This is a genomic window from Aureimonas ureilytica (assembly GCF_001475935.1).
In the GTDB taxonomy this organism is placed as follows: Bacteria; Pseudomonadota; Alphaproteobacteria; order Rhizobiales; family Rhizobiaceae; genus Aureimonas; species Aureimonas ureilytica_A.
On the sequence record NZ_LDQA01000014.1, the window covers coordinates 50,470 to 69,215 of the forward strand.

General features: G+C 64.4%; 15 protein-coding genes and 1 tRNA gene. 10 read left to right on the plus strand and 6 right to left on the minus strand.

Annotated elements, in window-relative coordinates; all coding sequences use genetic code 11:
• Positions 1–35: 35 nt before the first annotated feature.
• The gene (locus NS365_RS05715) at positions 36–1,217 is read right to left on the minus strand and encodes a glycosyltransferase (RefSeq protein WP_082675371.1); all 1,182 of its coding nucleotides are present in this window, start codon (positions 1,215–1,217) and stop codon (positions 36–38) included.
• 805 nt (positions 1,218–2,022) lie between these two features.
• On the opposite strand from NS365_RS05715, the gene NS365_RS05720 reads away from it, so the two are divergent.
• A tRNA-Ser gene (locus NS365_RS05720) sits at positions 2,023–2,112 on the plus strand.
• 368 nt (positions 2,113–2,480) lie between these two features.
• The gene (locus NS365_RS05725; RefSeq protein WP_244498370.1) at positions 2,481–4,148 is read left to right on the plus strand and encodes a methyl-accepting chemotaxis protein; all 1,668 of its coding nucleotides are present in this window, start codon (positions 2,481–2,483) and stop codon (positions 4,146–4,148) included.
• 69 nt (positions 4,149–4,217) lie between these two features.
• Here the strand turns inward: NS365_RS05725 and NS365_RS05730 are convergent, their stop codons facing one another.
• From NS365_RS05730 to NS365_RS05745, 4 genes are all read right to left on the minus strand, one after another.
• Positions 4,218–5,399 carry a porin gene (locus NS365_RS05730; RefSeq protein ID WP_244498371.1) on the minus strand — a complete coding sequence of 394 codons (1,182 nt, stop codon included), beginning with the start codon at positions 5,397–5,399 and terminating at the stop codon, positions 4,218–4,220.
• Positions 5,400–5,909: 510 nt separating this feature from the next.
• Positions 5,910–6,605, minus strand: coding sequence for a FadR/GntR family transcriptional regulator (locus NS365_RS05735; protein ID WP_244498372.1), 696 nt, complete (start codon positions 6,603–6,605; stop codon positions 5,910–5,912).
• A 200-nt stretch (positions 6,606–6,805) separates the two neighbouring features.
• Positions 6,806–7,174 carry a hypothetical protein gene (locus NS365_RS05740; protein WP_058599327.1) on the minus strand — a complete coding sequence of 123 codons (369 nt, stop codon included), beginning with the start codon at positions 7,172–7,174 and terminating at the stop codon, positions 6,806–6,808.
• A gap of 9 nt (positions 7,175–7,183) precedes the next feature.
• Positions 7,184–8,695, minus strand: a complete 1,512-nt coding sequence (locus tag NS365_RS05745) for an FAD-dependent oxidoreductase (protein ID WP_058599328.1) — start codon at positions 8,693–8,695, stop codon at positions 7,184–7,186.
• Between the two features lie 165 nt (positions 8,696–8,860).
• On the opposite strand from NS365_RS05745, the gene NS365_RS05750 reads away from it, so the two are divergent.
• From NS365_RS05750 to apnL, 8 genes are all read left to right on the plus strand, one after another.
• Positions 8,861–9,625, plus strand: coding sequence for an SDR family NAD(P)-dependent oxidoreductase (locus NS365_RS05750; protein WP_058599329.1), 765 nt, complete (start codon positions 8,861–8,863; stop codon positions 9,623–9,625).
• A gap of 152 nt (positions 9,626–9,777) precedes the next feature.
• The gene (locus NS365_RS05755; RefSeq protein WP_153003674.1) at positions 9,778–10,716 is read left to right on the plus strand and encodes a D-ribose ABC transporter substrate-binding protein; all 939 of its coding nucleotides are present in this window, start codon (positions 9,778–9,780) and stop codon (positions 10,714–10,716) included.
• Between the two features lie 64 nt (positions 10,717–10,780).
• Positions 10,781–11,428, plus strand: coding sequence for a DUF2291 family protein (locus NS365_RS05760; RefSeq protein WP_058599330.1), 648 nt, complete (start codon positions 10,781–10,783; stop codon positions 11,426–11,428).
• On the plus strand, positions 11,425–13,005 hold the full coding sequence (locus tag NS365_RS05765) for a sugar ABC transporter ATP-binding protein (protein WP_058599331.1): 1,581 nt from the start codon (positions 11,425–11,427) through the stop codon (positions 13,003–13,005). Before NS365_RS05760 ends, NS365_RS05765 begins: the two co-directional genes overlap by 4 nt.
• A complete protein-coding gene (locus NS365_RS05770) occupies positions 13,005–14,072 on the plus strand; it encodes an ABC transporter permease (RefSeq protein ID WP_058599332.1) in 1,068 nt (355 codons plus the stop codon). Before NS365_RS05765 ends, NS365_RS05770 begins: the two co-directional genes overlap by 1 nt.
• Before the next feature lie 36 nt (positions 14,073–14,108).
• Positions 14,109–14,936 carry a phosphogluconate dehydrogenase C-terminal domain-containing protein gene (locus NS365_RS05775; RefSeq protein WP_058599363.1) on the plus strand — a complete coding sequence of 276 codons (828 nt, stop codon included), beginning with the start codon at positions 14,109–14,111 and terminating at the stop codon, positions 14,934–14,936.
• Between the two features lie 78 nt (positions 14,937–15,014).
• Positions 15,015–16,043: a Gfo/Idh/MocA family protein gene (locus NS365_RS05780; RefSeq protein ID WP_058599333.1), complete on the plus strand. Its 1,029-nt coding sequence runs from the start codon at positions 15,015–15,017 to the stop codon at positions 16,041–16,043.
• 3 nt (positions 16,044–16,046) lie between these two features.
• Positions 16,047–17,978, plus strand: a complete 1,932-nt coding sequence (apnL, locus tag NS365_RS05785) for a D-apionate lactonase (protein WP_058599334.1) — start codon at positions 16,047–16,049, stop codon at positions 17,976–17,978.
• On the opposite strand, the gene NS365_RS05790 is transcribed toward apnL, so the two are convergent.
• A complete protein-coding gene (locus tag NS365_RS05790; RefSeq protein ID WP_058599335.1) occupies positions 17,966–18,679 on the minus strand; it encodes a transcriptional regulator NanR in 714 nt (237 codons plus the stop codon). The genes apnL and NS365_RS05790 overlap by 13 nt on opposite strands.
• Between the last annotated feature and the right edge of the window lie 67 nt (positions 18,680–18,746).

The following is an 18,746-nucleotide window of genomic DNA, read 5'->3' on the forward strand; positions in this document are numbered from 1 at the left end:
ATACTACAGTCTCCACCATGCCCTGCTGGTCTTGATTACGCCTGATCGGTTTTCGCGGGAAGCAGGAGATCGCGCTCCTTCAAATCGGCCGGCTCGCGATTCCAGGATGGGCGCTCGAACGCAGATTGCTTGCGCGCCCATTCGGTCTCGACGAATGTCTGCATTTCACGGCGAAAACGAGCCGCCGAGAAATTTTCCGACCGCGCGCGGATGGCCTTCGAATCGAATTCGTCCGCCCGCGCCTCGAAGCGCTCGACCGCTTCGATCAAGCCGTCCACAGTCTGGTCTCGAAAGAAGACACCCGCACCCTCGTCGCCGATGCTTTCCACCGCGCCGCCCGCGCCATACGCGATGACGGGACGCCCGCTCGCCATGGCCTCCACGGGCAGGATGCCGAAATCCTCCTCACCCGGGAAGACCAGCGCGCGGCAATGGCTGAGATGATGGCGAAGCGTCGCGAAGTCGCAGCGCCCGAGGAAGGTCACCGTCGGACCCGCGATCTTCTTCAAGGCGTCGAGATGCGGCCCGTCGCCGATCACGACCAGCCGCTTGTTCATTCGCGTGAAGGCCTGAACCGCAAGGTCCGGCCGCTTGTAGGTGACGAGCTGGCCGGCGCAAAGATAGTAATCGTCCACCGTTTCCGCCGGCTCGAAATCCTCGATGGCCACGGGCGGATAGATCACGGTCGACATGCGATTGTAGACGCGCGCGATACGGCGCGACACGTGAACCGAGTTCGACACGAACGCGTCCACACGCGCCGCCGTCGTCACGTCCCATATGCGCAGAAAGGGGGCGACGAGCGAAAAGACGAACCGCGAAACGGCGCCCAGTTCCCGGCGATAGACGTGATAGTGATCCCAGATGTAGCGCATCGGGGAATGGCAGTAGCAGATGTGTAGGGCATCGGGTCGCGTGACGATGGCTTTCGCCGGCCCCGATTCGCTGGAGATCACGAGGTCGTAATCCGTCACGTCCAGCTGCTCGATCGCGAACGGCATCAACGGCAGGAGCTTCTGGTAATGCTTGCGACTGCCGGGAATGCTCTGAAGAAAGGAAGTCGTGATCTTATGCTTGCGCAGGATGGGCGACAGGGTCGCCTCGTCGACCACGAGGGTAAAGATGTCGGCTTGCGGGTAGAGCTTGCAGAGTTCTTCGAGAACCTTTTCGCCGCCTCGCATTGTCACGAGCCAGTAGTGGACGATCGCTACCTTCACGCTTTCACTCCCCAGTTCCCGAGCGACCAAGTCCGATGACGATGCAGGCTCGCCACTCTCAAGTTCCGGGATGTCGGCATCCGACATGACGCGAAACGGAAAAGAGCAGCGCATCGAAGCCACGGCTTCATCGAAAGTTTTCTCCAAGCACCACAATCGTGACGCTCTCGCCGGCGCCTTGCGACGAGAGAGCGCGATCGCGGACCTGTGGAGAAAGCTTCCGTTAGGTCAATAAGCTGCGCACCAGCAAAACGCCGCATTGCGCATATTCAGTCAGATTGTGCACATTGCGGTGCAGCATTGCAACGCTTACGCGCATCAACATGAGCTTATCCACGCTTCGCGGCCGTTTTGAGAAGATCGGAGCGGTCCGAACTCCATCTCGCTACTTAACTCTTATTAAGCCCTGCGAAAGCCGCGTAAATAAGCCTAAAAATTTCGACAGTTTCACCCGATACGACTGCAGTTCATTGGCGCCGAGGATCGCGATTCAGTTCGAAGCCGGATGCGTCGCCGCGCTGTTTTGGAACCATGAGCTGGTGAAGTATCATCCGACGGCTGCGAGCGCACCGCTTGGCCGCGACCTTCCGCTTGGGCGGAACCGGCCAGCATGCGAGAAGTCCACCCGGCTTCCCCAGTTGGACGGATCTATCGGCCCTTCCTCAAGCCCTACGCCCATCGACGGTCGAAAAGGCGGCCAGTCGAGTCGCAGCTTGCCGGACGCTGAACCGACACAGGAGGCACCCGCGCTTTTCCACCGCACCCTCTTGATCCCGCGCCCTCCATCCTTTACTGCGGGCTTACCGGAGAGGTGGCCGAGTGGTCGAAGGCGCTCCCCTGCTAAGGGAGTATACCAGAGATGGTATCGTGGGTTCGAATCCCATCCTCTCCGCCATGAAGCGCCATCACGCGATCCATCATATCCGATCATTCCCCTTTAAAATGTAGCAGTGCTTCCCTCTTGGGGTGACAATCGCGATTGGTAGCTTGCTGAGCTTGTTTCCTCGGAAACGCTTGCGATGCCCTGGCAGATCGGGGCGCTTCGGCGCGGGGCAAGATGCGATACGCCGGACCGTTTGCATCGAATGATAAGTAGCGTTCGAGCAACGATATGATCACTTTGATCGCATGGCGGATCATCGCGACGGGGGTATCAGCCCCGTTCGGACAAACGCTTCATACCTTCTTCAGTATAGAAACCACTTTCGGCCCGATGCTCCAGTTCTGGGCCGAACCATCTAGCCGCTGCCTTATTATAGGCCCATGAACGCTCGTGAGTTCGAGAGCGCGGAGAGGTGTGACGTGCACGGTAAGACTATGCGAATGTCTGTTCGCGCCAAAGTTGTTTGTTTAGCACTTTCAGTGGCTCTTCTCGTATCCGTCGTTAACATCTGGCAGTCTTACCAGACCGCGATCACGGACGCCGGCCACAAGTCCGAGGCGCGGCTCTCGTCCAACATGCGGGTGGCCTGGAAGACACTCAATCCCCGGAACGAAACCTTCACCGCCGAAAATGGGGAGTTGAAGCTCGGCTCCCGTACTCTGAACGGCGATACGAGCATCGTCGATGAGATCGCAGACATGTTGGGAGGCGCGGCGACGGTCTTCATGGGCGATACACGCATCGCCACCAACCTTCGCAATGCCGACGGGACGCGCGCAACGGGCACGAAACTGACATCGGCCGGAGCCACGAACATCAGTTTGATCGGCGGACAGCCGTTCCGGGGCGAAGCGCAGATACTCGGAAAAGACTATTACGTCGCCTACGACCCCATCAAGGACGCCTCCGGCAAGACGCTTGGCCTCCTTCTGGTCGGGCTCGACAGAGCCGCCTATATCGCGGGCATCAACACCATGTTCTACACGATGGCGCTGACCAATCTGGCGATTGCAGTCGTGGCCGCGCTCGGAATTTTCTACGTGACGGGACGAATGTTCCAGCCGCTGAATATCTTGCGGGATGCGTTCGGCCGTATGGCCGGCGGCGATCTGAGCCGTTCGGTCGAGGCGACTCGCAGTAGAGACGAGATCGGTGACCTTCAGAATGCGGCTGCGGCGATGGCCAAGAGGCTTGCGTCTACGGTCGGACAAATCCGGGAAACGGCGTCGCAGGTCTCCTCCGGGGCGGCCAATTCCTCGATGACGGCCCAGCAACTTTCCTCCGGCTCCACCGAGCAGGCTGCCGCGTCGGAACAGGCCTCGGCGGCGATCGAGCAGATGACCGCCAATATTCGTCAGAATGCCGACAACGCGTCCACCACGCAAAAGATCGCCGCCCAAGCCGCCGAACACGCTGGGACAACGGGTGAAGCCGTCGCGCAGTCCACACAGGCCATGCGCGAGATCGCCGAAAAGATCGCTCTGGTGCAGGAGATCGCACGTCAAACCGACCTCCTGGCGCTGAACGCCGCCATCGAAGCGGCCCGCGCCGGGCAGCATGGCAAGGGCTTTGCGGTCGTCGCTTCCGAAGTGCGCAAGCTGGCTGAACGCTCTCAGAGCACCGCGACCGAGATCGGCAATCTGTCCACGCGCACGCTGGTCGTGGCCGAGGACGCCGGTTCGCGCCTTCAGCGCCTGGTGCCGGACATCCGCAGAACGGCTGAGTTGGTCTCGGAAATCTCGGCGGCCTGCCGCGAACAGTCGATCGGCATCCAGCAGATCAATCAGGCGATCGGGCAGTTGGATCAGGTCACGCAGGCCAATGCCGGTGCGGCCGGTGAGATGGCGGCGACGGCCGAGCAACTCTCGGGCGAAGCGCGGCGGCTGAACGTCCAAACCGACTATTTCAAGCTCGCCTCCACCCCTGCTCCGGTTCCATCGCCGGCCGCCGAACGTGAACCCGTGATCCGGCCGGTGGCGGAATCGTCGCGGCCCTCCCCCTCGCGTCATGTCGGACGCGATGACGAATGGGAGCGGCTGAGCGCCTGAGAAGCAGATGTTCCAGAAGGCCGCGCCCCGAAAGGGCGCGGCATCTTCAGTTAAACTCCGGCCGGAGGATCAGAAATCGCGCTGAAGGCGCAGGAAGCCGCTGGTCTGATCCACCTGACCCACGCGGTCGAAGTCGACATTGCGGTATGAGACCTCCAAGAGGGAGGCCATTTTGGACGTGATCTGGTAGCCGAGATTGCCAACCAGGGCGTAATAATCTCCTCGGCTCGTGAGCGTGCCGAAGCGTCCATCGGGCAAGGTGCCGAAGAAGCCGGTGTCGAACGTCCGGCCGAACTGACCTGAGACGGCGAAACCGACCTGTCCGACCTTCTGCGCGTAGCCCGCGCCCACGGCATATTCGAGGAAGATCGGGACCGAGCCAGGCTCCGGGTTCAGAACCGTCGGATTGTTGGCCGCGAAGGTGCTGGTTGTCGCAAGCCCGGCGATCGAGGCGTAGACGGTCGGGTCGAACGCATAATGCCCTTCGATCTTCAGCGACGAGTCGGGCGCAATAACGTTCTTGAACAGAACGCCGCCCTTCAAAGCGAAGGCGTCGTGAGAACCATCCTGAAGCCGGGTGGGCAGATTGGGCAGGAAGAGCGGATAATACTCCAAGCCCTGATACAGGAACGGATCGAAGCCGATGGCGCGGGCGGCGTCTTCCTGATTGAACGTTTCGTCATAGACAGCGGACAGGTAGGCCCCGCCCCAGGCGCCGGAATAGACGAGCTTGGCGTGGATATCGGGCACGATGTCGCCGGTGGAATCGTCCTCCAGCCCCAGCGTCGCCGAGAAGCCCCCTCCGGCGAAGGTGTAGGACACCTGATTGGTGTTGAAGTCACCAACCACGAGGTCGGTGTCCGTCAGCAGCCCGTCTTCGATCCCGCCGATGTCGGATGACCAAAGGGAATCGCGGTAGCCCGCGAGAAGACCACCAAGCTGTACGAATCCCTGATCCATCGCGACCGTATTACCGGTGCCGGACAGATTGGTGTTCTGAAGACGTGCGTAGGCGCGGAGCGTCCCCCATTCCGTTTCTTCCCGAATGTCGAAGTTCAAGCGCGTACGCACGCTGGTCGAGGCTTCGTAATCGTCCCCTTCCAGATTGCGTGCCGGGCTGCCGGCGACGATCGTGTCGAAGCGGAGATAGCCGCCGAAGCTGAAGCAGGTCTGCGTTCCCGGAATGAAGAGAAATCCCGCGCCATAGACGTCGCAGACCCGGACATAATCCGCCGGGTCCACCTGTTGCATGACAGGGACGTCCGCCCCATGCGCTAAGGATAAAGCCGGCACGCTGGCGCCAATCGCCAGGAAGACGCTGCGCAATGTCATGTGGATGTCCCCGCTTCACGTCCTGCAACCCGGCGCGCCGCTCCGCGGCATCCCTCCTCGCCGAATTACCAATGGTGCCTTAGCATCCGATCGGATGCGAGCGTTAAACGCAAGGTTCCGAAGCCCTTCGAAATGGAATCGAGGGTCTTCGGTTTCGCAATGTTGCGAGAACCCCACGATTCAACGGGACACCGAAGTGGTGCCCCTGTCCAAGTCGGCATAACCATTCGAATCATGGCGCGCGATATTATGGGCGTGTTTCAATCGACTTTCAGCCGGCTAAACGATTTGGGAGATTAACTGACTGCTTCTACGTGCTCGACTCAGACAGCGCGTATCGTCGATGCCCTCGGCCATTCGAGGCGCGGGTTTGCAACCATCGAAAGAGTCCCTCCCGGGTCGCGGCCAAGCGCTCAAGTCGCCCCTCTTTCAGGTCTGGCTGTTCTCAATCGCGCCAATATCGTGAAGCGCTAGGCCGACAAGCTCGCCCATGGCGCGGCGCGCCTTTGCGGCATCGCCCTGCTCGATCGCCTCGAACACGCTCACATGCTCGGGCAGAGGATCGCGGGGCATACGGCCGTCACGGGCCTTGAACAAGGTGGTCCAGCGCACGGCCGAAGCGATACCCGGTGCCAGCGTGCCGAGGGCTCCGTTTCCGGTCGCGCGCAGGATCACCTCGTGAAACAGGCGATCGGCCTCGCGCCCGTCTTCCACCGCGAGACCATGACGCTCCATGCCGTCCAGCGCCGCTCGAAGCTCGTCGAGATCCTCGGCCGTGCGTCGCTCGGCGGCGAGTGCGGCCGCCGCCGGCTCCACGATCTGTCGCAGCTCGAACAGTTCCTGGAGGAAGGCCGGGTCCGGCGCACCGTTCTCGAAAATCCAGCGCAGGACGTCGGGGTCCAGAACGTGCCAGCTCCGGCGCGGGCTGATGCGGGTGCCGGCCTTCGGGCGGCTCGTTACGAGCCCCTTGGCAGCAAGAATACGCACCGCCTCGCGATAGGCCGTGCGCGAGACCTGAAGCTTTTCGGAAAAGGTGACTTCGTTCGGGAGAAGGTCGTTCGGCTTGTACCGCCCGGTCACAATGGCCGTGCCGATCTCTTGCGCGATGGAGCCGTGCAATCTCAAGGAGCGTCGCTTGGACGAACGGCTGACAGGTGCGATCTCGACTACCAGCGTGGCGACTCCTTCCCCGCCGCGCGATCCCCCCGCGCGGCCCCCTACCGGACGCGAATCCGGAAGGCAACTGTAGCATAGCCGAATGGCAGGGCCAGCGTGATACCCAACCATTGGCCCCAATGCGCAGACAAATTCGCATCGAATCGGCGTCAAACCCCCGGCGTATCGCCCGGTTCGGTTCTATCCCGCGCACCGTCCTGCTCGCTTTCGAGGCCGGCATACCAATCGGCGTAAGGCGTATTGCGCACGAGCCGCCGATTCAGATCCGGCGCGCCATCGGACCACCAGACCGGCCCGCGCTCGCCCAAGGCCCTTTTGGCCCTATCCACTGCCTCCCGCGCGTCGGCAAGACCCTCGCCGTCCCCCTTACGCCGGCTCAGCGCCACCGCGCGGCGAGCCGCCATGAGGTTCTTGACGAGAGCGTCCCGTTTGTCGCCTGACAGAGCGGGGTTGGACAGGCGCCAAAGGCGACCCCGCACCACGAAATAGCGGCCATCAGGTGTCTCGGGGTATCGCACCTGAAGACCCTAACGCTCCCAGTCCGCTTCCGCCTCCAGGGCCGCCTTATCTCGCTTGCAGGTGACGATGGCTTGGCCGCCTCGATTGTCCGTCAGCCGCAAGGCGAAATTCTTGTCGGACGTCGAGCCGTCCATTTCGGCCTCCGCGATCTCCTCGGCATGGCCGACATAGCGAAGGCTGGTGCCGAAATGCGCGCTCCAGAAGAAGGGGACGTCCTCGAAAGGCTCGCTGTGTCCGAGCAGGACGCGGGCGACGTGCTGGCCTTGGCGCTGGGCATGAACCCAGTGTTCGATCCGCTGGCGTCCCTGCCCCGCACGCGCCGGAAGGTTGGCGACGTCGCCGGCCGCGAAGATGCCGGGTGCGGATGTGCGAAGATTGGAGTCCACCCGAATACCGCCTCCTTCCTCGTCCGAAGCCAGTTCTAGGCCGGCGGCCGATGCCAGATCGACGCGCGGCGCGACGCCCAGGCCGAGCACCACGAAATCCACGTCAAGGCGAATGCCGTCTTCCAGAACGGCGGTGCGGCCATCATAGGAGTGGACGTTCCCCTGATGGAAACGGACGCCGTTCTCCTCGTGAAGGGCGCGAACCATCCGCCCGACATCCGCGCCCAACACCTTGCGCAGCGGGATGTCGCCAGGCGCGACCACATGGACTTCGACCTTGCGGGCGCGCAGCGAAGCGGCCGCCTCCAGCCCGATGAAGCTGGAGCCGACGACCAGGGCCGTTCGACCCTCCCGCGCTTGTGCAATGATTGCATCGGCGTCCGCGAGGCTGCGAAGCACATAAACGTTTTCGCGCTCGAAACCCGACGTGTCTGCTCGCTTCGGCGCGGCGCCGGTGGCGATCACCAGCGCGTCGTAAGGCAAGGTTCCGCTCTTCAGCGAGAGGGTTTTGGCCTCCGCGTCGATGGACAGGACCTGCTCGCCACTGCGCAGCGTCACGCCGCTTTCGCGCAGGAACTCGGCCTCGGCCATGGCCACGCCGGGGCGGTCCTTCTTCCCGGCGAGATATTGCTTGGAACAGAATGTCCTGTCGTAGGGCGCGTCCCTCTCCTGGTCGATGAGAGTGACATGCGCGCCCGCGCCACGCTTGGCCAGTTCATGGGCGCAGGCAAAGCCCGCTGCGCCCGCCCCCAGGATCACGATTCGCTCGGGCAGTCGCCGCTCCAGTTGTGGGGGTTGGGCAGAGATTTTCTCGCCCACGACGATTTGCCCGTCGCGCTCTTCGACACGGTAGCAGGACAAGGGCGCGAAAGCCGGTGCGGCAACGGCCTCGCCCGTATCGGCGGAAAAACGCGCATGATGCCAGGGGCAGCGGATTTCGCCATGCGCCAGCAGGCCCGTATCCAGCATGGCGCCGAGATGCGTGCATTTGGCCGAGAAGGCGCGCAGGCCCGCTTCGCTCCGCACGAGGATCACCGGCGCTTCGCCCACGGTGCCGCGCATCATCGCGCCGATCGCAAGCTCCGCCGAGGCGATGCCTTTCGCGAAGTCCGGTCCCTTGTCCTTCTCGGCCATGCGTCGCATCCTTGTCTGGAATTCTTCCAGCAAAGAGCGGAGCCGGCCAACAGGTTCCGTCATCAGCCAAAGAGCCCCCCCAACCACTTTCGAAACCTTTGGCCTTCCGCCAAGTGCTAGCGCGTCGTAGAGCGCGCGGCATCTCACGCGTGCAAAGGAGCATTCATGACGAAGCTGGTTGTAATCACAGGCGGAAATACCGGCATCGGGCGTGGTCTCGCATTGGCCTTCGCCGCACAGGCCTATGCTGTCGCCGTCAGTTACAAGGCGGATGCGCAGGCCGCCGCTTCGCTCGTCGCCGAGATCAAGGCCATGGGCGGCCGGGCGCTGGGCCTCGAATGCGACGCGGGACGCTCGGCAGAGGTCTCGGCCTTCTATGACGAGATCGAGCGCTGGCATGGCGGCGCGCCGGATGTCGTGGTCAACAACGCGGGGCTGCAGACCTGGAGTTCGCTGCTCGACCTTGCGGAGGAAGATTGGGACCGGGTCATCCAGACCAATCTGAAAGGCACGTTTCTCAATACCCAAGCGGCCGCGCGCCGACTGATCGCGGCTGGAACGGGCGGCTCGATCGTCAATATCGGCTCGGGCTGCAACAAGCTCGCCTTCCCCCGGCTCGTGGACTACACGGCGTCCAAAGGCGGCATCGAGCAGCTGACCAAGGTGTCGGCCACTGAGCTCGGCCCTTACGGCATTCGCGTCAATTGCGTGGCCCCCGGCGCCATTTTGAACGAGCGCACCCTGCAGGAAGCGCCGGACTACGCAGCCAGCTGGGGCCGCATCACGCCGCTGCGCCGCGCCGGCACGGTGGACGACATCACCGGACCCGTCCTCTTCTTCGCCAGCGAGGCCGCCGCTTTCGTCACGGGCCAGACGCTCTGGGTGGATGGCGGCGTCTTCACGCAGGCCAATTGGCCCCAGGACGCCTGAGACCGACAAACTGGCGAACTCATTATACCAGTTGACGAGCAGACCATGGATTGTCATGGTCCCGGCATCGCTGCGGGGAGGCAGCGCCCAGGTGGGGATCGTCGTGCCAAAACGCCGATCACCCGCCGAAGGGAGTTTCGGGAGGACGATCCATGTTCAAGCAGCTTCTTCTATCGACGGCCGCCGCCGCCATGCTCGCGGTCACCTTGCCGGCCGGGGCGTTTGCCGCCGAACTGATGGCGATCATCACGCCGAGCCACGACAACCCCTTCTTCAAGGCCGAGGCGGAAGGCGCGGCGGCCAAGGCCAAGGAACTCGGCTTCGAGCCGCTGATCCTGGTGCACGACGACGATGCCAACAAGCAGAACCAGCTGGTGGACACGGCGATCGCGCGCGGCGCCAAGGCGATCGTTCTCGACAATGCCGGCGCGGCGGCCACCACGGCGGCGGTGCAGAAGGCCAAGAATGCCGGCATCCCCTCCTTCCTGATCGACCGCGAGATCAACGAGACCGGCATCGCCGTGTCGCAGATCGTGTCGAACAATTATCAGGGCGCGCAGCTGGGCGCGGAAGAGTTCGTCAAGCTCATGGGCGAGAAAGGCCCCTATGCCGAGCTTCTGGGCCGCGAGGCGGACACCAATGCCGGTATCCGTTCGAGCGGCTATCATGACGTGATCGATCAGTATCCCGACATGAAGATGGTCGTGCAGCAATCGGCCAATTGGAGCCAGCCCGAAGCCTTCGAGAAGATGCAGACGATCCTGCAGGCGAACCCTGAGATCAAGGGCGTCATCTCCGGCAACGACACGATGGCCATGGGCGCCTGGGCGGCGCTGGAAGCGGCCGGCCGCACCGACGTGATCGTGGTCGGCTTCGACGGCTCGAACGACGTGCGCGACTCGATCAAGAAGGGTGGCATCAAGGCCACCGTTCTCCAGCCGGCCTATCGACAGGCGCAGCTCGCGGTGGAGCAAGCCAAGCAATATCTCGAAACCGGCAAGACGGGCACCGAGGAAAAGCAGCTGATGGACTGCGTCCTCATCAATGCCGACAATGCCGACAAGCTCGAAACCTTCGCCCTGAAGGACTGACCCGACAGGCGGGCGGCGCAACATGCCGCCCGCATCGTCGGCTCGCCCGATCCGGAGGCTTCGCATGTCTCTTTTCCGCAAACTGCCCTTCGTCGCTCTCGGTTTCGCGCTCGCGCTGACCGGCTGCAAGTTCATCGAAACGGCGGAGCTTGCCGCCCGCAAGGAAGCGGCCGCCAAGCCGAAGGCGGGCGTCGGCGCAACCGCCATGTGGGGAGCCCAGGTCGTCCCCTATTTCAGCGAAAAGGCCCATCCCTTCGCCGAGGTTCGCCCCGCCATCGCGGCCGATCTCGACGCCGCCGGCCGAAGCTTCGGCTATCGCGAGGTGCAGGAAGGTGCGCCCTGGAACTTCGCCGTGCGCGTGAAGGGCACGGTGATCGCGGCCAACACGCAGTCGCGCGCGGCCACCGCCGAACTCGACACGGACGGCGACGGCAAGGGTGACGTCACGCTCCAGCTTGGCCCCGTCATCAAGGGCACCTCGATCCGCGACGTGCTGCCCTTCGTCTCCTTCACGCAATACAGCAATCAGATCGAATATGCCGACGTCGCCAAGGCCTTCAACAATCAGGCCTACGAGACGGCGCTGAAGGACCTGCCGCGCGACAAGCTGGTGGGCGCAAGCGTCGAGGCGACGGGCGTCTTCACCATGAAGACCAAGGGCGACAAGATCGTCCTAACCCCGGTTCTGGTCTCCCTCGGGGGCGGCGCATGAGCGCGGCGTCGCAAGACCACGAGATCGTGCTGTCGGTCCGCAACGCGACCAAGGTCTATCCGGGCACGCAGGCGCTGAAGGGCGTCGATTTCGACGTGCGCAAGGGCGCGGTGAACGTTCTCGTGGGCGAGAACGGCGCGGGCAAATCGACCCTCATGAAGATCATCGCCGGCGTCGAGCAGCCGACGACGGGCGAGGTGATCGTCAACGGCGAGCCCGTCACCCTCTCGGGCACGGCCGACGCCGCGCGGTACGGGATCGGCATCGTGTTTCAGGAACTCAACCTCTTCCCGAACATGACGATTGCCGAGAACATCTTCATCGGTCGCGAGAAGACGCGGCTGGGCATCGACATCGACAAGCAAGCACAGGCCAAGGCCGCGAGCGCGCTGCTGCGCCGGTTGGAGCATTCCAACGCGCCGGACACGCCGGTCGCGGACCTGCGCATCGGCGAGCAGCAGATCGTGGAGATCGCCAAGGCCCTGTCGCAGGATGCGCGCATCCTGATCCTGGACGAGCCGACCTCCGCCCTTTCGGCGGCCGAGGTGGAAATCCTGTTCGGCGTCATAACCGAGTTGAAGGCCCAAGGGGTCGCCATCGTCTATATCTCGCATCGGCTGGAAGAGCTGGTGCGGATCGGCGACTACATCACCGTCCTGCGGGACGGGCGCATCACCGGCGCGCAGCCGATGACCGATGTGGACGTGCCCTGGATCGTGCGCGCCATGATCGGTTCGGCCTCGAAGGACTTCGCCAAGACCGTGGATCATGCCTATGGCGGCGAGGTCTTAAGCGTCGAAGACATGACCTTGCCGCGCAAGGGCGGCGGCTTCGCGGTGGATCACGTGTCCCTGTCTTTGCGAGCCGGCGAGATCGTCGGCATCTATGGGCTGATGGGCGCGGGGCGCACGGAGCTGTTCGACTGCATTATCGGGCGCGAGCCGCTCGCCACCGGCCGCATAGTGCTGGACGGGAAGGAGCTTCACGACAAGACGATCCACGGGCGCATCCAGCGCGGCATCACGCTGATCCCGGAGGATCGCAAGGCGGAGGGTCTCGTGCAGATCCTCTCCGTCACCGAAAACATGACCATGTCGAGCTTGGCCGCCTTCACCAAACTTTTTCATCTCGACGTGAAGGCCGAGCGCGGTGCCGTCCGCGAGTTCGTGCGCAAGCTCGCGGTCAAAGTCTCCTCGCTGGACAATCCGGTCTCTTCCCTTTCGGGCGGCAATCAGCAGAAGATCGTCATCGGCAAGGCGCTGATGACGGGGCCGAAAGTGCTCCTGATGGACGAGCCCAGCCGTGGCATCGACATCGGCGCGAAGGCCGAGATCTTCCGCGTCATGCGCGAGCTGGCCGCCCAGGGGCTCGGCATCCTCTTCGTCACCTCCGACCTCGAAGAGGTCATGGAGCTGTCGGACCGTATCATCGTCATGTCCAACGGCCGCGTCACGGGCGAGCGCTCGCGCGACGGGGCCACCGAGCCCGAGATCGTCGCGCTCTCGGCCGCCGGCCATGGCCTGTCCCCTGCCCCAACCAAGTCCGTTTCGTCCCGTCCCGCTGGGGAGCTTCACTGATGTCGGCCCAATCGCTTGCAGCCGCGCCCGGCGGAAACGACGCCTCGCTCACGCTTCTTCTCCTGAAGGCGCGCACCTTCATCGCGCTGATCGCGGTGATCGTTTTCTTCTCCTTCGCCGCGCCGAACTTCCTGTCGACGGCCAACCTCATCATCATGTCCGAGCACGTGGCGCTGAACGCGTTCCTGGCCATCGGCATGACCTTCGTGATCATCACCGGCGGCATCGACCTCTCGGTCGGCTCCATCGTCGGCCTGTGCGGGATGGTGGCGGGCTATCTCGTCTTGAACGGCGTGACGCTCGATTTCACGGGCTACACCGTCTTCTTCAACACGTTCGAGATCATCTTCTTGACCCTCGGCGTCGGCGTTGCAGTGGGCGTCGTCAACGGGCTTCTGATCACGCGCCTCAACGTCGCGCCCTTCATCGCGACGCTCGGCACGCTTTATGTCGCGCGCGGCATGGCGCTGCTCTCGTCCGATGGCGCGACCTTTCCGAACCTGCGCGGGTCCGAAGAATGGGGCACGGCGAGCTTTCCGTTCATCGGCGCGGGCTCCCTCTTCGGCGTGCCCGTGTCGATCTGGGTTCTCGTCGTGCTGGGGCTGGGCGCGGCCTATCTCGCCGCTCGCACGCCGCTCGGCCGGCAGATCTATGCCGTCGGCGGCAACGAGCGCGCGGCCGCCCTGTCGGGCATCAAGGTCGTCAGGGTGAAGATGTTCGTCTATATGTTCTCCGGCTTCTGCGCGGCGATCGTCGGCCTCATCATCGCCTCGCAGCTCGTCGCCTCGCATCCCGCCACCGGCGAAAGCTTCGAACTCAACGCCATCGCCGCGGCCGTTCTTGGCGGCACGTCCATGTCGGGCGGGCGCGGCAAGATCGGCGGCACGATCGTCGGCGCCTTCGTCATCGGCATCCTGTCGGACGGGCTCGTGATGATGGGCGTCTCCTCCTTCTGGCAGACCGTCATCAAGGGCCTCGTCATCATCGCGGCCGTGGTGGTCGATCAGTTCCAGCAACGCCTTCAGCAGCGCATCGCGCTCCAGCGTCAGGCGGCTTTCGGCCGCTGACGGGAAGGCACAATCCTTCGCATGAAAGGACATTCCATGACATCCATTGCTCTGTTCGGAGCAGGCGGGAAGATGGGCTACCGCCTCGCCAGCAATCTGAAGGGCTCGCGTTTCGACGTGCGCCATGTCGAGCTGAGCGAAGCGGGACGCGAGCGGCTGAAGTCGGGTCTGGGCTTCGACTGCGTGCCGCAGGATCAAGCGCTCGAGGGAGCCGACGTCGTGATCCTCGCCGTGCCCGACACCGCCATCGGCAAGGTCGCGGCCGGCATCAATGCGCAGCTGAAGCCGGGCACGATGGTGGTCGTTCTCGATGCCGCCGCTCCGTTTGCCGGCCATCTGCCGGAGCGCCCGGACCTCACCTATTTCGTGACGCATCCCTGCCATCCGCCGATCTTCAACGACGAGACGGACCCGGCCGCCAAGCGGGACTTCTTCGGCGGCATCGCGGCCAAGCAGCACATCACCTCCGCCCTGATGCAGGGGCCGGAAGACCATTTCGCGCTGGGCGAGGAAGTGGCGAAGGTAATCTGGGCGCCCGTCATGCGCTCGCACCGCGTCACGGTCGAGCAGATGGCGCTGCTCGAGCCCGGCCTGTCGGAAACCGTCTGCGCCAGCCTGCTCGTGGTCATGCGCGAGGCCATGGACGAGGTGGTCCGGCGCGGCGTTCCTAAGGAAGCCGCGCGCGACTTCCTGCTCGGGCACATGAACGTGCTCGGCGCGGTGATCTTCGAGGAAACGCCGGGCGTCTTCTCCGACGCCTGCAACAAGGCGATCGAATTCGGCAAGCCCATGCTGATGCGCGACGACTGGAAGCGCGTCTTCGAAGCGGACGAACTCGCCGCCTCGATCCGCCGCATCACCTGATCGGCGAACACAGATCGAACGTATCCCGCCCGGGCCGACAGGCTCGGGCGGGACAGACAGCATGAGGGAGAGAGTGACATGACCGAGCTGCGCGGCGCACTGATCGGCTGCGGCTTCTTCGCCGTCAACCAGATGAACGCCTGGGGTGAGATCGAAGGCGTGCGTATGGTCGCGATCTGCGACCGGGACGAAGCCCGCCTCGACGCCATGGGCGAGCGCTTCGGCATCGCGGCGCGCTACAGGGACGCCGCCGAGATGCTACGCGCCGAGGCGCCGGATTTCGTGGACATTGCGACCACCGCGCCAAGCCACCGCGCGCTGGTGGAACTCGCCGCCTCCCTTTCCATCCCCGTCATCTGCCAGAAGCCGTTCGCGCCCTCCATGGCGGATGCGCGCGCCATGGTCTCGGCCTGCGAGCGGGCCGGCGTTCCGCTGATGGTTCACGAGAATTTCCGCTGGCAATCGCCCATCCTGCGGGTGCGCGAGGCGCTGAATGCCGGCACGATCGGCACGCCCTTTTTCGGCCGCGTTTCCTTCCGCTCGGCTTATGACGTCTATTCCGGCCAGCCTTACTTGGCCGAGGGCGAACGCTTCATCATCGAGGATTTGGGCATCCACGCGCTCGACATCGCCCGCTTTCTTTTCGGCGACGTCTCGGCCATCACGACTCGCACGAAGCGCGTCAATCCGCGCATTCGCGGCGAGGATGTCGCCACCATGCTGCTCGACCACGAGAGCGGGATGCACTCGGTCGTGGACTGCTCCTACGCCACCAAGCTGGAGGAGGAACGCTTCCCCCAGACGCTGGTGGAAATCGACGGCTCCGAAGGGTCGATCCGCCTCGACGCCGGCTACCGGCTGACCGTGACCGATGCGCAGGGCACGCGGCACGAGGACGTTTCGCCCCCGCTACTTACCTGGGCCGAGCGTCCCTGGCACAACATTCAGGAAAGCGTGCTCCTGATTCAGAAGCACTGGGTGGAGAGCCTGCGCGCGGGCCGCGAGCCAGACACATCCGGCCGCGACAATCTGAAGACGCTGGCGCTGGTGGAAGCGGCCTATCAGGGCGCGGCCTCGCGCCAGACCGTCGATGCTGCGAGCCTTTGAGCCATGAGCGACCGCATCAAGCTCTTCGGCACCGATGAGCCACCCGCCGCCTCGCGTCTGATGACGGCGGGACCGTTGTCCGTCGAATTCGTCTCGGGCGGGCTGCGCGCAATCCGATTCAGGGGCCACGAGGTTCTGCGCGCCATCGCCTATGTCGTGCGGGATCGGGACTGGGGCACCTATGATCCGCCGATCGAAGACCTCACGATCGAGGAAGAACGCGATCGATTCAACCTGCGTTTCGAGGCCGCCTGCGAGGGTCCGGATGGCGCGCGGCTGCGCTATCGCGCGCGCATTGCCGGCGAGGCGTCCGGCCAGCTTTCCTTCGACGTCGAGGCCCTGCCCTCGGGCGCGTTCGAGACCAATCGCTGCGGTTTCTGCGTGCTGCACCCCATCGAACATCTGGCCGGAACAGCGGCCGAGGTCGAGCATGTCGATGGGTCGTTGGAGCGCAGCGCCTTCCCCGATCTGATCGAGCCCTGGCAGCCCTTCAAGGACATCCGCGCCCTCACGCACGAAATCGCCCCCGGCGTGCGAGCGACCTGCCGTATGGAGGGCGACATCTTTGAGATGGAGGATCAGCGCGCCTGGTCCGACGCCTCCTACAAGACCTATGTCCGGCCGCTCGCTCTGCCCTGGCCCTATCGCATGGCGAGCGGCGTCGTCGAGCGGCAGGCCGTGACGCTGACGATCACGGGGGACGCCGCCGCCCTGCAACCCGCCGCCATCCAGAATGGCGTCATCGACATCGCGCTGGGCGACGCCACAGGCGAGACCCTGCCGCGCTTCGGCCTCGCCGTCGCACCTGAGGAGGCCGAGGCCGCGCTGGCCGGGCTCGCGCGGCTGAAGGCGATCGCCCCGCAATATCTCCTGTTTCACTTCGATCCGCTGGCCGGCCATGGCGTGGACGATCTCAAGCGTTTCGCCAGCATCGCGGCCGAGTGCCCCGAAGCCGGAATCGCGCTGGAATTCGTCCTGCCCGCGCGCGGCGATCTCGACGCGGAATGCCAGGCCGGCGCACAAGCGATCCGCGAAGCCGGCCTTCGCCTGGATACGCTGGTGGTCGGCCCGGATGCCGATCGCGGCTCGACGCCGCCGGGCAGCGCATGGCCGGACTGCCCGCCGCTCGCCAACATCTACGCAGCCGCGCGCCGTGCGTTTCCCGGTGTCCGGCTTGGGGGCGGCATGTTCAGCTATTTCACGGAGTTGAACCGCAAGCGCGTTCCGCTGGAGCCTCTGGATTTCGTCACCCACGCGACGTGCCCCATCGTCCACGCGGCGGATGATCGGAGCGTCATGGAAACGCTGGAGGCGATCCCTTTCATCACCCGATCGACCCGCGCCTTCATCGGCGACAAACCCTATCGGCTGGGTCCGACGACGATCGGAATGCGGCAGAATCCCTATGGTTCGCGCATCATGCCGAACCCCGGAAACAAGCGCGTGCCCATGGCCGCCGATGATCCGCGTGGGCGCGGTCTGTTCGGTGCGGCCTGGGCGGTCGGCTATGCCGCGAGGCTGGAAGGCTCGGGGGTGGAAGCTTGGTGCGGGGCGTCGCTGGCGGGGCCGCGCGGCCTCATCCTGGGGAACGGCCGCGTCGCGCCCCTTTTCCACGTCGCCTCGGGCCTTGCCCGCGCAGCGGGCGATCCGCGCATCGGCGTCACGTCTTCTGATCGCAGGCGGGTCGATGGCTATGCGCATCGGGATGCGGACAGGCGCAGCATCGTCTGGCTCGCCAATCTCACGCCGGAACCGCAAACCATCCGCCTCCCCGGCCGCTGGCGGCATTGGGTGCTGGACGAGGCGAGCTTCGCCGAAGCCGCATCGGGCGAAGCGCCCGTCGCGCTGGAAGCAGGCGACACGATCCCGCTCGGGCCTCATGCCGTGGTCAGGCTCGTGTCGCTTGGCGCTTCCCGTTCGGGTCAGGACGCCTGATGGACATAGAGCGCGCGCGAGCGCTCCAGATGGCGGATCAGCGCCGCTTCGGCCTCGCCCGCATCGTTGCGCGTGATGGCGTCGAGGATTTCGTGATGCTCCACCAGCGTCACGTTTTCCTTGCCGGTCCAGATCAGCATTTCGGTATGGTAGGTCTTGAGCCAGCCGAGCATGGCGCCGGACACCGCCTCGAAGATCGGGTTTCCGCAGATCGCGGCGATGCGCGTGTGAAAGCGCATGTCGGCGGCGATGAAAATGTCCGGCGAGCCGAGCGCGGCCTCCTGCTCGTCCAGGAGCGCGCGCAGCGCGGCAACGTCCTGTGGGCTCGCCTTTTCGGCCGCCTGCCGGACGATCCCGCGCTCGAAAAAGATGCGCGCTTCCTTCAGATGGTCGAGCGCCGCCGGCGAGGTGGAAAGCATGATCTCGGCCGCGAGATCCACCTGCGAGATCACGGAATGGGGCGTGAGCGGCAGGACGCGCGCCCGCTCCCCATGCGAGATCGCGATCAGGCCGATATTGCCGAGGGTCTGCATGGCCTCGCGGATCGCCGGACGTCCGACACCGAACCGCTCCATCAGCTCGCGTTCGGACGGCATGGCGTCACCGGGCTTCAACGTGCCGTCCGTGACCATCGTCTTCAGCCGCTCGAAGACCTGCGCGGAGAGCTTGCGTCGGACGATGGGTTCGGACGGCGTCGCCATCGGGAGCCTTTCGGAGCGAGGTCTCGTCAAACCGAACGCCCCTCAAGCGCGCCGGCGATCTGGTATC